This window comes from Sphingomonas sp. GC_Shp_3 (genome assembly GCF_026540945.1).
Classification (GTDB): domain Bacteria; phylum Pseudomonadota; class Alphaproteobacteria; order Sphingomonadales; family Sphingomonadaceae; genus Sphingomonas.
Window position 1 is genome coordinate 115,150 of the sequence record NZ_JALNUT010000008.1, and the last position, 13,464, is coordinate 128,613.

The 13,464-nt window shown below is 67.8% G+C and carries 12 protein-coding genes; 6 read left to right on the forward strand and 6 right to left on the reverse strand.

Going from position 1 to position 13,464, the window contains the following annotated elements; all coding sequences use genetic code 11:
- Nucleotides 1-11: 11 nt before the first annotated feature.
- Together OXR00_RS15065 and OXR00_RS15070 are read right to left on the reverse strand one after the other, a co-directional pair.
- Nucleotides 12-428, reverse strand: a complete 417-nt coding sequence (locus OXR00_RS15065; protein WP_267389099.1) for a flagellar basal body protein — start codon at nt 426-428, stop codon at nt 12-14.
- Between the two features lie 39 nt (nt 429-467).
- Entirely contained in the window at nt 468-3,188 is a 2,721-nt protein-coding gene (locus OXR00_RS15070) for a hypothetical protein (protein WP_267389100.1), read from the reverse strand.
- 113 nt (nt 3,189-3,301) lie between these two features.
- Here OXR00_RS15070 and OXR00_RS15075 point away from each other — a divergent pair, with 113 nt between their 5' ends.
- Entirely contained in the window at nt 3,302-4,336 is a 1,035-nt protein-coding gene (locus OXR00_RS15075) for a flagellar motor switch protein FliG (RefSeq protein WP_242148679.1), read from the forward strand.
- The gene (locus OXR00_RS15080; RefSeq protein WP_267389101.1) at nt 4,336-4,995 is read left to right on the forward strand and encodes a FliH/SctL family protein; all 660 of its coding nucleotides are present in this window, start codon (nt 4,336-4,338) and stop codon (nt 4,993-4,995) included. The genes OXR00_RS15075 and OXR00_RS15080 overlap by 1 nt, the downstream gene beginning before the upstream one ends.
- Before the next feature lie 21 nt (nt 4,996-5,016).
- Here the strand turns inward: OXR00_RS15080 and OXR00_RS19705 are convergent, their stop codons facing one another.
- The 4 genes from OXR00_RS19705 to OXR00_RS15105 form a co-directional block, all read right to left on the reverse strand.
- The gene (locus OXR00_RS19705; protein ID WP_276593121.1) at nt 5,017-5,709 is read right to left on the reverse strand and encodes a methyl-accepting chemotaxis protein; all 693 of its coding nucleotides are present in this window, start codon (nt 5,707-5,709) and stop codon (nt 5,017-5,019) included.
- 75 nt (nt 5,710-5,784) lie between these two features.
- Nucleotides 5,785-6,693, reverse strand: coding sequence for a flagellin (locus OXR00_RS15095; RefSeq protein WP_267389102.1), 909 nt, complete (start codon nt 6,691-6,693; stop codon nt 5,785-5,787).
- A 10-nt stretch (nt 6,694-6,703) separates the two neighbouring features.
- On the reverse strand, nt 6,704-8,791 hold the full coding sequence (locus OXR00_RS15100) for a flagellar basal body rod C-terminal domain-containing protein (RefSeq protein ID WP_267389103.1): 2,088 nt from the start codon (nt 8,789-8,791) through the stop codon (nt 6,704-6,706).
- Between the two features lie 28 nt (nt 8,792-8,819).
- The gene (locus OXR00_RS15105; protein ID WP_267389104.1) at nt 8,820-10,121 is read right to left on the reverse strand and encodes a flagellar hook protein FlgE; all 1,302 of its coding nucleotides are present in this window, start codon (nt 10,119-10,121) and stop codon (nt 8,820-8,822) included.
- Nucleotides 10,122-10,279: 158 nt separating this feature from the next.
- On the opposite strand from OXR00_RS15105, the gene OXR00_RS15110 reads away from it, so the two are divergent.
- The 4 genes from OXR00_RS15110 to OXR00_RS15125 are packed head-to-tail and all read left to right on the forward strand — an operon-like array spanning nt 10,280 to nt 13,436.
- On the forward strand, nt 10,280-10,672 hold the full coding sequence (locus OXR00_RS15110) for a flagellar biosynthesis repressor FlbT (protein ID WP_242148688.1): 393 nt from the start codon (nt 10,280-10,282) through the stop codon (nt 10,670-10,672).
- A gap of 9 nt (nt 10,673-10,681) precedes the next feature.
- Nucleotides 10,682-12,028: a flagellar protein export ATPase FliI gene (gene fliI, locus OXR00_RS15115; RefSeq protein ID WP_267389105.1), complete on the forward strand. Its 1,347-nt coding sequence runs from the start codon at nt 10,682-10,684 to the stop codon at nt 12,026-12,028.
- A complete protein-coding gene (locus OXR00_RS15120) occupies nt 12,025-12,465 on the forward strand; it encodes a hypothetical protein (protein WP_267389106.1) in 441 nt (146 codons plus the stop codon). The genes fliI and OXR00_RS15120 overlap by 4 nt, the downstream gene beginning before the upstream one ends.
- The gene (locus OXR00_RS15125; RefSeq protein WP_267389107.1) at nt 12,462-13,436 is read left to right on the forward strand and encodes a peptidoglycan-binding protein; all 975 of its coding nucleotides are present in this window, start codon (nt 12,462-12,464) and stop codon (nt 13,434-13,436) included. Before OXR00_RS15120 ends, OXR00_RS15125 begins: the two co-directional genes overlap by 4 nt.
- Nucleotides 13,437-13,464: the final 28 nt, after the last annotated feature.

Sequence of the window (13,464 nt, forward strand, 5' to 3'; positions counted from 1 at the left end):
CGAGGCCTGCGTCAGCCCTCGTTCTTGCCGAGCGCGGTTTTCAGCAGCGACATCTGCTTGCGGTAGAGGTTTGTCAGCGTCGCGAAATCCTGCTGGATGTTGCCGAGTTTGAGCAACTGGTCCTCCAGCGTGACGTTGTTGCCGTCGGGCTTCGTCTCGGTCACGTCATGGTCGAGCACGATGTTCCCCGCCTTTACGTTGCGGGCGCCGAGCGACACCATCGTGCTGCTGAGTTCGACGGTGGGTGCGGAGACGCTTGGCGCACCGTTCTGCACCATCCCGGCGAAGCTGGCCGGTGCGGTCTCCTGCGCCTTGAAGCCGGGCGTGTCGCCATTGGCGATGTTGCGCGCGATGACGTCCTTGCGCGTATCGAGATAGCGCATCGCATCGCCAATGCCGGCGAGCAGCGAAGGGAGTTGCTGGCTCATGTCAGATTCCTGAGGTGAAAGCGTGGAGGCTGGGCACGATCAGCCGGTCAGGCGCGCGAGCGCGTCGGTATAACTGGCGAGCTTGGCCTTGTCGTAGGCGGACACGCTCGATCCGCCGGACGGTCCGTCGACGGTGGCCGCCTTGGTCGCGTCCCAGTAGAGCGAGCGATAGGCGGTCTGCGTTATCGACAGCGCGGAGGTAAGCTGCCCGAGCGCCGCCTTGGCATCGGCGACGCTATCGAGGCGCAGCGCCGAGGACAGGCCGAGGCCGTAGGTGCCACCCGGCCGGACCTTGGGCGCGCCCGTCGGTACCGGATCGGACACGGTGAGCCGCTTGGCCGGCAGGCCCAGCTTGGCGAGCGCGTCCTTGCCGGTAGCGCCCGCGATCAGCTCGACGGACGCGCCGGCCTTCGCTTCGATGCGCAGCACGTTGCCGTTGCCGACCTTGGGCGTTGAAACCGTGATCTTGCCGCCGGTCAGCCGGTTGATCCGGCTGGCAAGCGACGTGAGCGTGTCGTCGGCGGCGATCGTCACCTTGCGCACCGCGCCGCCTTCGACCTGGATCGAGAATTCATCGCCCGCGCGCAACGAGGTGTTGGCGGTGAGCAGCGTGGAGTCCTGCGCGCCCTGCACGCCGAGCTTCAATCCGATCGCGCCGAGCGCACTCGCGCCGCCCTTAGCGGTCGAGACCTGCACCGAGTCCGTGCGCGTGGAAAGCTGGCCGAACTGGCGCGCACTGCCGATCGCGCCGGTCGCAGTGTCGATACCGACGACGAAACCGTCGGTGGAACCGATCTTGGCGGCGCCGATCGTACCGGTGGTGCGGCCGCCCGCGTAAAGCGTGGTGCCGTCGAACGCGATGCTGTCGATCTGATCGTCGGCGGCGGTGCCGACGTAAGATGTGGCGGCGCTGGTCAGCCCGGTGTCGAGCAACGTGACGAAACCGTCGCGTCCACCTGACATCGCGTTGGCCTGCGCGCCCGCCACCGCCGCGCTTGTCGCGCCGGCAACGGCGACCGTGCCGTCCGCACCGACCGCGATCGCGCGCGCCTCGACCGTGCCGAGGCTGATCTGGCCGAGATCGGTGGACAGCGCGCCGCCTTGCAGCTTGCGCACCTGCGTGTCGGTGCCGGCGTGCATCAGCGCGAGGACGTTGCCGTCGCGGTCCACCGCCAGGCCGCTCACCCCGTCGCTGCCGCCGCTATCGATGACGCGGCGTTCCTGTAACCGGCCGTTGCCGTCAAGCCGCGCGACGAACGCATCGCCGTCGCCGCTTGCCGCGCGACCGCCAACGTAGATCGAACCGTCCGGTGCGGTGGTGATCGCGCTCGCGGTGTCTGCGCCGTTTGCGCGAACCACCGTCGACCATTGCTCCTCGCCAGTGGTGTTGTAGCGCGAGACCAGCACGTCGCCATCGCTGTTCTGCGTATCGAAGCTGCCGGTGACGGTGCCGGCCACCACCACGTCGCCGTTGGGCGCGAGGCTGACCGCCGCGCCGGTCGCGCTGCCGGCCGCGCCGAGCATCCGCTCCCACACCACCTTGCCCTCGCTGTCGCGCTTGGTGAGCAGCAGGTCCTGGCTGCCGGCGAGGGTCTGCCCGCCGACATCGCCGGCGGCGGTGCCGACCACATAGGTGCTGCCATCGGGGGCGGTGACGCTGGCGTTGGCGGTGAGGCTGGCGTTGACCTGCGCGGGCGGCGGCGGCGTCACGCCCTTCACCGCTACCGTTGTCGAGGGGAGCAGCGCCGCACGCGCGGTGGCATCGGTGTCGAGCGCGGTGACGCTGCCATAGCTGTGCTGTGCGCCGTTATTGGCGGGATCGTCGAAGCGCAGCATCCGCACGGCCGAGGGCGCATCGAGCGCGCTGCTGCCGACCGAGACCATCAGCGCGTCGGGCGCATTGTCCTGGGTGATCGCGACCTGTTCGAGGCGCGGCGTGGTAATGCCCATCGTCCAGCCGTCGCTGTTCTTCACGGGCGCGAACTTGACGGAGTAAAGCGGCTTGGGATCGCCATTGTCATCCAGCGCGACGGTGCCGTCCGCGTTCTTCGCCGGGATCGCGGCGATCGCGGCGTTGATCGCGGCGGCGACGGAATCGAGGGTCGGCGGCTGCTGGGAGCCCGCCAGATCGACATGCACGGTGGTGCTGCTCGAGCCGGATGTGATCGCGACCGAGAATTGCTCGCTGCCGGTCATGCCGGTCAACGCCGCGTCGCGCGCGGTCGCGACGGTGCTGCCGGTGACGGTGCCGGTATTGGCGGCAAGCGACGGCAGCGTCTCGCTCTCGCCGCGGCGGGTCGGCTGCGCGAAGGCGAGATCGAGCTTCGAGGTCGGCGCGGTGCCGAGATAGGTCTGGAGATCGGCCAGCCCCTTCGCGAAGCTCTTGTTGATGCTGGCGCGCTGGCTGTCGCTGAGCGTGGCGGAAGATGCGGCCTGCGCGAGGATGCGCAGCGAGTCGAGCGCCTTGTACGCGGTGAAGCTGGTCTTCACGTCGTCGGGCAGTGTGCTGCTCTGCGCGGTGGTGGCGTCGATGATGGTCTTCATCGCCTTGACGGTGGCGACCTGCGCGCTGTCGGATGCCTTGGACGCGGGCGCCTTCCACGGTGGCGTCGTGGCGGCGAGCGTGAACTGCGCCTTGGCCTTGCGCACGGCGAGCGATTCAGATGTCGCGGCGGCGCTGCTGTTGGCCGAGGCGAACAGGCTGGTGTCGCCTGAGAGCAGCGACAGCCCGATCAATCCGCTGGAAGAGTTTATCGACACTTTCTTTACCGCCTTTCACCGACCGCGCATCGGTAATCCTATAATAGAGCGTGAAACCGGTGCCGGACGGCGCGGGAACAGTTTTTTTGGGAACGGCTGCAAAGGGGACGCAGATGCCGATGACGGCGCCCATCATCGAACCGCCGGAGCTGAAGCGCTATTCCGGCCCGCAGCGTGCGGCGGCGTTGCTGCTGGCGCTCGGCAAGGACAATGGCGCAGCGCTGTGGGAACAGCTCAGCGCCGATGAGATCCGCGAACTGTCGGCGGCGATGGTGGAGCTCGGCAGCGTGGCCGCGCCGGTGGTCGAACATCTGCTGCTGCAATTCTCCTCCGAGGTGTCGACAATCTCCTCGCTGCACGGTTCGTTCGAAACGACCGAGCGGCTGCTCGGCAACGTGCTGAGCGGCGAGCGTGCCAAGGCGATCATGGAGGATATTCGCGGGCCTTCGGGCCGGACGATGTGGGACAAGCTGTCCAACGTCAGCGAAACCGTACTCGCCGCCTATCTGCGCAACGAGTATCCGCAAACGGTCGCGGTCATCATGAGCAAGCTGAAGACCGAACATGCCGCGCGCGTGATGGCGGCGCTGCCGCGCGACTTCGCGATCGACGTGATCCAGCGGATGCTGCGCATGGAGCCCGTCCAGCAGGAGATCGTCGGCGAGATCGAACGCACGCTGCACAGCGAGTTCATGTCGAACCTGTCGCGGTCGCAGCGTCGTGATCCGCACGAGAGCATGGCCGAACTGTTCAACGCGCTCGACCGATCGACCGAGGAAGCGATGCTCACCGCGCTCGACAACCGCTCGCCCGATTCCGCCAGCCGCATTCGCGCGCTGATGTTCACCTTCGAGGATCTGTCGAACCTGATACCCACCGCGATCGCCACCGTCGTCAAAAACGCCGACAAGCGCATGATGGCGCTGGCGCTGAAGGGCGCGCCCGACGCGATGAAGCAACTGTTCCTCAGCTCGATGACCGAACGCGCCGCCAAGATGATGCGCGAGGACATCGCCGGCATGGGGCCGGTGCGTGCGCGCGAATGCGAAGAGGCGCAGGGCCAGCTCGTCCGGCTTGCCAAGCAACTCGCCGATCGCGGCGAGATCGTGCTGGTCGATCCCAAGGACGATGAAGCGATGGTGTATTGATGATGGCGGACATGAGCTTCCAGGCGCGCCCGTTTGCGTTCGACCGCGTGTTCGCCATCGCCGAACCCGATCTGTCGGGATCGGCGAGCGAACTCGCGCTGCGCCTCGCGGCGGCCGAAGCGCAGCTTGCGGCGCTGCGCGCGGATCACGCCGCCGCGCTCGCCACTGCCTATGCCGAGGCGTTCGAGGCAGGTCTGCGCGAGGCTCGGCAGGAGCGCGACACAGCGCTGCTGTCGGCGGCGGATGCGCTCCAGGCCGGCATCGAGGACATTGCGGAACGCCACGGCGCGGTGCTAGACGGCCTTGCGCAGGATGCCGCTGAGGTGGCGCTGGCGGCGGCGGACATGCTCGCCGGGCATGCGGTCGCGCTCGCGCCGGTACAGGCGATCGACGACGCGATCGCGCGTGTGCTCGGGCAGGTGGCGCGCGGGCAGGAAGTGGTGATCCGCGTGCACCCCGATCTGGTCACCGATATCGAAGCCCGCATCGCCGACCGGCAGAGTCGCGACCGTCGTCGGCTGGCACTGGTGGTGATCGAGGATATCACGCTCGCCCCCGGCGACGCGCAGATCGCGTGGGATAGCGGTGGCGTGGTGCTGGATGCCGCCGCGCGCCGTGCGGCGGTGCTGGCGGAACTGGCGCCACTGCTCGGGGCGTAGCGCCGGACGCGCGTCCAGCCGTCAGGCCGCGAGCGCGCGCTCCGTGCCGCGCTTCATCATGTCGGCGGCGCGTTGCGTCGCCTGGCGCGTGTCGCCGGCGAGTTTCTTGACCTCGCTCGCCACCACCGCGAAGCCGCGCCCGGCCTCGCCGGCGCGCGCCGCCTCGATCGTGGCGTTCAGCGCGAGCAGGTTGGTCTGCGCGGCGATGTCGCCGATCGCCTGCACGATGGCGGAGAGTTCCTGCATCGTCGATTCAAGCTGCTGCTTGCGATCCTGTAACTGGTTCTGGAAACGCTCGCCGTCGTCGAGGCGAAGCTGCACCTCCTGTTCGAGCTTGACCTGGCGGGTGATGTCGGTGGCGAACTTGATGATCTTGACCGGACGGTCGTCGCGGTCGAGCACTGGCGTGTAGGTTGCCTGCAACCACACCTCCCGGCCATCCTTGGCAACGCGGCGGTAGACGTTCGCATCGAACGCGCCGCTGCCGAGTTTGGCCCAGAACGCGGCGTAAGCGTGGGTGCGGATCAGATCGGCGTCGCAGAAGATCGCATGGTGCCGCCCGACGATCTCGTCGAGGGTATAGCCCATCAGGTCGAGGAAGATCGCATTCGCCCACAGCACGTGGCCGCCGGTGTCGAACTCAATCACTGCCTGAGAACGGCAGATCGCATTCCAGGCCGCCGCCGTCCGCAGATCGTCGTTCCGTTCGCTCATCGATATGCCTACTTCCATACGCAGCCGAGCGGTAGCGGCACTGGGTTAAGCCCGCGTTAGCAAATCGGCGGATGTCTATTGCAGGTAGCTGACCAGGCTCATTCGCGAGAGCTGCCCGAACACCGAATAGCTCGCCTCCAGCGCACTTTTGCGGGTGGCGAGATCGATCGCGACCTGACCAAGATCGGCATCCTCGTTATCGCTGACGATACCCTTCAGCAGCGTGTTGCGCGCCTGCGCGCGCGTGCCGAGCGTGTCGACCTGCGCCATCTTGCGACCGTTCTCGGCGTTGACGTCGCGCAGTTGCGAGATGCCGGAATCGAGCTTTTTCACCGCATCGCTAAGCGCGGTCTTCTGCGCATCGGTGAGGGTGGTGCCGATCGTGCCGGCCTGCGCCAGCGCCTTGAACGCATCGAACAGGCCGCCGCCGGCATCGCTTGCCAACACGCCGACCGTCAGATCCTGGTTCTCGCCGACGCGGACGGTGGCGCGCTTCTGGTCGTTGGCGAACGCGGCGGGCGCATCGGTGGTGGTGAGATCCGCGAGCGTGGCCGGCGTGAACGGCGGCGTATCGGTCTGCGCGCCGCCGAACACGGCGATGCCGCCTTCGGTGGTGTTGAGCGCGCTGCGATACTGATCGAACGCGGCCTGGATCGTGCTTTGCAGGCCGGAGGATTGCCCGCTGCCGATCGCGGTCTGCAATTGCGTGCGCAGGTCGCTGGCGCTGCCATCGATCGCGGTCAGCGCGGTGTCCTGAAGCGCCAGCGTGGTGCCGGCCTGCGTGGTCGCGGTCGACTCCGCCTGTTGCCGGGCGAGCATCGAATGCGCCGACACGGTACGCACGCCATCCGTGCCGAGCGTGGCGTAATCGGGCGCCTTGCTGCCCGAGGCGAGCTGCTGTTGCGACACGGCGATCTGCGACTGTGCGCGCTGGATGCCGGAGATCAGCACGGACTGGAGCGGAATGGTGGCGACGCGGGTCATGATGTCTCTCTCACTTGATCATGTTCAGCAGGGTGTCGTACATCTGGCTCGCCGTGGAGATGACGCGGGCGGCGGCCGAATAGCTGTTTTGCAGCACCACCATCTGTGACAGTTCCTCGTCGAGATTGACGCCGGAAAAATTGTCGCGGCGGTTGATCGCGTCGGTCTGGCTGGCGCTCGCGACGCTGAGCCGGGAGGCGGCCTGGTTGGCGTCGATGCCGGCGCTGCTGACGAGGTTTGCGGCGTAGGTTTCGAGGGCTGCCTTGCCGCCGGTGCCGAAATCGGTGGTGCCGGCAAGCGCGTTGACGAGGCCGGTCGCGCCGCTGGTGTCGCCGGTGCCGAGCGCCTGCCTGCCGATGCCCGCGCTCGCGTCGAAGGTCGCCACCGGCAGCTTGCGCGTATCGCCGGCGAGATCGACCCGCACCCCGCCGTTCGTCAGCGCATCGGCCGCGCCGGTCAGCCCGGACAGCGCGGTGAAAGACACGCCAGTGCCGAGCCGGTCGGTCGAATCCGACGGGATCGAGATGGCGGCGCCACCGACCGATGCCTTGGGGGTGAACTGGAACCGGCCATTCGCAGCAAGCGCGAAGCTGCCGTACTGGCCGAGGTCGCTGCCGTTCAGTTCGGTGACGAGATCGCCGATCGTTCCGCCGGTTGCCGGGGTGAGTACATGGGCCGCGAGCATGCGGCCGTTGCCGTCGCGCAGGTCGATTTCCGCAGTCTGTCCGGTCGCGAAGCCACTAGCATCGCCGGCTGTGAAACCGGTCGGGACGAGCGGCGACGTATCGCTGCGCACCACGTCGTTGAGCCCGAAATATTGCGAGAAGCCGGCGCCGCCGCGATCACTTGCCGGCGTGCCTTGCGCGACCACCACGCCGTTGCCGCTGGCGGCGGCGGTGAAGGTGAGCGTGCCGGTGGCGTCCAGCGAGGCGGTGGCCGCGCCGTTCAGGCCGGCGTTGATCGCCGACAGTGCATCGCCGACGGTTGCGTTCGCGCCCATCGTGGAGAAATCGAGGCTGGTCTTGGCGACGAGCTTGCCGCTCGCATCGGTGACGGCGAAGGTGGCGGCACCCGTGAAGCCGAGCCGATCGCCCGCCGTCAGCCCGGTGGCGTGACCCTCCAGGCTGTTGGGCGCGGGGACAGTGGTGGCGGCATTGCTGGCGGCGTTGAGTGTGCCCGCAAGGCCGGTGAACAGCGCGCCCAGCTTCTCCTGAAACGCCGGCAGCGTCTGGTCGCGCAGGGCCACGAGGCCGCCGATCTTGCCGCTGATCGTGCCGGTATCGATCTTCTCGCCGGTCGAGGCTCCTGCCGCCAGATCACCATCCGCGAAGCGCAGCGTGATCGCCGGATAGCTTGATTGCGCGGCGGCCTGATCGCCGACCGGATAGGACAGTTGCCGCAGCCGGTCATCGAGCAGGGCGGTACCGTTCGACGTTTCGATGGTGACGCGCCCGTCCGACTGGTTGCGCACCGTCACCTTCATCAGCCCGCTCAACTCTTCGATCGCGCTGTTGCGCTGGTCCGTGGCGGCGGCGGTGCTGCGGCCTTGCCCTTGCGCCTGCGAAACCGTGCCGTTGAGCGTGTAGATCTGCTTCAGCAGCACATTGGCGCGGTCCACGCTGGCGCTGAGATCGCCCGCGACGTCGCTCGCCAGCGCCTGCGTGTCGGCCTGGGTCTGCTTCAGTCCGCCGATCGCATCCTGCACGGCGGCTACGAACACCGCCTTCTTCTGCGTCGCGCCGGCGGTGCCGGTCAGGTCGATCGCCGCCGCCGAGATCGCATCGATCCGCCCGGGCAGGCCGGAGGCGTCACCCGGCGTACCGAGCAGCGCCTGCAGTCGACTGGTGTAATTGGCCTGGACGTCGGCCTGGCCGGTGTCGCCGGCGCGGCGGTACACGGTTTCCTCCAGGAAGCGGTCGGCGACGCGCGTCGGCTCGCCGATGCTGACGCCGCCGTACGCGTTGGAGGTGATCGCCGTCTTCTCCCGCGCGTAGCCCGGCGTGTTGACGTTGGCGATGTTGTTCGAGACGCTGCGCAACCCCGCCTGCGATGCGGCGAGGCCCGAGACGGCGGTGCCGAGGATTTCGTTGAGTGACATGGTTGGTGGTCCCCGGCCCGTTTACGGATCAGCGCTTGAGATTGCTGATTTCCTGCAACATCTCGTCGACGGTCGTGATGATCTTGGACGAGGCGCTGTAGGCGCGCTGGAAGCGGATCATGTTGGTGAACTCGCCCGCCAGATCGACGTTCGACTGCTCCAGTACGCCCTCCTGCACCGTGCCGGCGCCGACCGTACCGGCGGCGTTGAGCAGCATGTTGCCGGATTCGCCCGACACGGTGAAGCCGTTGCCGGGCAGGCGGGTGAGGCCGTCCGGATTGGCGAAGGTGGCGAGCGGGAGCTGGAACACCGCGCGCTTGGTGCCGTCGGCGAACACCGCGCTGACCACACCCGCCTTGGTGATGTCGATCGAGGAGACATTGCCGGCAAGCCCGCCGTCGATGTTCGACGCGACCGTGCCCGAGGCGCTGGCGAACTGGGTGAAGCCGTCCATGCCGCCATCGGTGCCGAGGTCGAGCTTGATCGGCTGCGATGCCGCGCCGTTGGTCCAGGTCGGGGTGAGCGAGCCGAACAGCGCGGGCGACGAATTGGCCATATCGAGGCTGCCGTCCGCCTTGAACTTCATCGTGCCGCTGGCGAGCAGGCCGCCGGCAGCGGTCACGTCGCTCTTGGGATCGGCATAGACTTCGGTCTGCCAGGTGTTGGCGTCGGTGCGCACCATGCCGAGCGTGAGGTTGTGCGGGTTGCCCTGACCGTCATAGACCTGCAGCGAGCGCGTGAAGGCGGGCGTCGTGGTGCCGGCGGCCATGTCGCCGGCATTGTAGGTGCCGGCATAGGTCGGCGTGGTCGACTGGACGTTCGCGCGCAATTCGATCTTGGTGGTCGGCGCCGCGCTGCCGCTGAGGTCGCTGAGGCGAACCGGCTGGAGATTGGTGACCGTGCCGTTGTTGGCATAATTGCCGGCCGCGTCGAGCTTCCAGCCTTGCAGGTAATAGCCGGCGCTGTTCTTGAGATAGCCGGAATCATCGGGCGCGAACGCGCCTGCGCGGGTGTAGGCCACGGTCTCGCCGCTCGGCGAGTTTGCGCGCGTGACGAAGAAGCCGTTGCCCTCGATGCCGAGATCGTTGGTACCCGACGAGGCCTGCAACAGCCCCTGTTTCGAGATGAGCTGGCGCGGCGCGAGCTGCACGCCGCCCGCCGTATAGGTCTGGTCGGTGCGCCCGTCGGTGACGAGCGAGACGAACTGCGAATCCACCGCTTTGTAGCCGACCGTGTTCACGTTGGTGATGTTGTCGGCCACCGTCGCCATCGCGTTCGACTGGGCATTCAGGCCGGACACACCGGCATAGAAGGCTGAATAGAGGCTCAAGGGTACACTCCTGTCGCCGGGCAGCGCGCCCGTTCAGATGCATTGTAGGAAGGCGTGAGGCTGCGGCCAAAACGGCAAAATTTTCCTAGTTGCGCGCCATTCGCCGTCACGGCCTTCCTATAACGGAGCCAAGGACACGATCATCAGGCGATACCGACATGCTCAAGATCACGCTGCGCAACGACGAAAAATTGGTCATCAACGGCGCGGTGCTGCGTTCGGTCGGCCGTACCGAACTGGTCATCGAGAACGACGTCGCGCTGCTGCGCGGCCGTGAGGTGATGGCGCCCGAGGAGGCGAACACGCCGGCGCGCCGGCTCTATTTCGCCTGCATGATGGCCTATCTCGATCCGGAGGGCCGCGACGCGCACCGCGACAGCATCCTGACGCTGCTCGCCGATCTGATGGGGGCGCTTGAAGCACCGGAGGCACGCGCGTTGTGCGTCGCGTTTGCGCATCACGTCGGGCTGAGCGATTATTACCGGGCGCTCACCGACTGCCGTGGGCTGATCGATTACGAAACCGGCGTCCTCTCGGCGCTGGCCGCGTAAGCGCACGCCATGCACAGCCTCGCCTCAGCCGCCCGCGCGCTGCGCGCCAGCCCGGTCGAACGCCATTACGGGCGCGTCGTCGCGGTGCGCGGCGCGCTGATCGAGGTGGAGGGCTTCCTCGGTGCGGCCAGCATCGGCGCGCGCGTCGCGCTGCGCACGCCCGAAGGCCCGGTGGAGGCGGAAGTGACCGGACTTGATCGCGGCGCGGCCTTGTGCCTGCCGTTCAGCGATCCGCACGGCATCGCCAGCGGCGCGCGCGTCGATCTCGTCTCCGATCAGGTCTCGATCCGGCCGAGCCATGCGTGGCTTGGCCGCATGGTCGATGGCCTCGGCCGCCCGGTCGACGGCAAGGGGCCGATGGCGATCGGCGCCGAACCCCGCTCGATGAAGGCCGAACCGCCCGCCGCCGCCGAGCGTGGCCGCGTCGGCCACCGTATCGACACCGGCGTGCGCGCGCTCGATCTGTTCGCGCCGTTGTGCCTCGGCCAGCGGCTTGGCCTGTTCGCCGGCTCTGGCGTGGGCAAGTCGGTGTTGCTGTCGATGCTAGCGCGGTGGACCGATTGCGATGTCGCGGTGATCGGCCTGATCGGCGAACGCGGTCGCGAGGTGAAGGAGTTCGTCGAGGATGATCTCGGACCCGACGGTCTCGCGCGCAGCGTGGTGGTGGTGGCGACGTCCGACGCGCCTGCGCTGATGCGTCGGCAGGCGGCCTGGACCACGCTCGCCATCGCCGAGCATTTTCGCGATCAGGGCCTCAACGTGCTGTGCCTGATGGATTCGGTCACGCGCTTCGCGATGGCGCAGCGCGAGATCGGCCTCGCCAACGGCGAACCGCCTGCGTCGAAAGGCTATACCCCCACCGTCTTCGCCGAACTGCCGCGCCTGCTGGAACGGGCCGGGCCGGGCCTGCACGGCCACGGTTCGATCACCGGGCTGTTCACCGTGCTGGTCGACGGCGACGATCATAACGAGCCGGTGGCGGACGCGGTGCGTGGTATCCTCGACGGCCACGTCGTCATCACCCGCCGCATCGCCGAGCGGGGGCGCTATCCGGCGATCGATATCCTCAAATCCGTGTCGCGCACGCTGCCGCATTGTCAGTCGGCCGAGGAAAACGCACTTCGCATCCGCGCGCGCGGGTTGCTCGCCACCTTCAGCGAAATGGAGGAAATGGTGCGGCTCGGCGCATACAAGGCCGGCGCCAACCCTGCGGTGGATGCGGCGATGCGGCTCGCCCCCCGCATCGAAGACATGCTCAAGCAGGGCAAGCAGCAGCAGGGCGGCGGCGGCGGCGATTTCGCGGCGCTGGCCGACCTGTTTGCCGAGGATGACGCGGCATTGGCGGTGGCGGCATGAAGACGCCGGTCGATCCGGTCGTGCGGCTCCAGCGCCGTTCGGTCGATGATCTGCGCGGGCAGATCAGTGGCGAGATGTCGCGGCTGGGCGAGATCGACGCGGCTTTTGCCGCCGTCGAAGCAGACGTAGCCGCGCAATATCGCATCGTAGCGGGTGATTGGACGATGCCGATGCACGGTTTCGCGCAGCGTCGCCGCGCCGATCGGTCCCGCTTGGAAGCGCAACGTCGCGACGCGGTGGCCCGGCTGGACCGCCTGCGCGGCGAGGCGGCGGAAGCCTATGGCAAGCTGAAGGCCGCCGAAGGTGCCGCCGAACGCTTCCGCGACGAGGCTAACGCCGCGATCGCGCTTGCCGAACAGAACGCTGCCGACGATTTCGCGCTCGGCCGTTTCGTCGCGCGCAAAGCCGCCACCGCCCGTGCGGAGCGCCGCGCATGAGCCACCGCATCGATGCTGCTACAGTTGCCGCCACCCATGTCCAGCGTGAGGCGCGCGCCCGCGCCATCTACGCCGAAGCGCAGTCGCAGATCACCAGCCGGCTATGGCAGGCGGCGATCGGCGGTGAGGACGGCGTGACCTCCGCCGTTGCGGACGCGCCACCGCTCGCCCGCGGGTTCGAGGCGATGCTCGCCCGGTTCGACCGCAGTTCGGCGATGGTATCCGGCCCGATCGCACAGGCAGCGGTTGCGAAACAGACCGCGAGCGTGCCGAGCGACGATCCCGCGCCTGCCAACATCGACGGTCTCGGCGCCAATGAACGCCATCGCACGTCGCTGGAGAAGGCCTCCGTGCGCAGCGGCATTCCCGCCGCGTCGCTTGCCTCGATCATCGATGCCGAGGCGGCGAAGGGATCGGACGGGCGGTGGAACGTCTATTCGCGCAACCCGCGATCGAGCGCGGCAGGGCTCGGCCAGTTCATCAGCGGTACCTGGGTCGGCATGGCCGAGCAGGCGGGCAGTTTCCTGCACAGCGTTGCGCAACGTAACGGCTGGCTGTGCGCGAGCGGCAAGGTGCTGCCCGAGGCGCGCGCCAAGGTGCTTGCACTACGGTATGACGCCGAAGCTTCGATCCAGACGATCGCGGACTATTCGCGCTGCAATCTCGATACGCTGAAGAAGTGCGGCATCACCGTCGGCAACAGCGTGGAGGAGATCAGCAAAACCGCCTATCTCGCGCATTACATGGGGCCGCGCGACGCCGCGAAGTTCTTGCGCGGGCAGCTCGACAGCGGTCGCGCGCGCACCCTGCTCGCCGCGCAGATCGGCACCGCCAAGGCCGGACGCGATATCGCTGCTGCGGGTAACGCGGCCGACGCGCACCGCATGTGGCTTGCCAGCCACGTCAGCCGCAACGTGCGCCCGGCGCGTTACGTCCTGTCGGGCGTGAAGGCGACGACGCTGCAATCCTAAAGCCGTGGCGCGGCTGGTCGTCCTATAA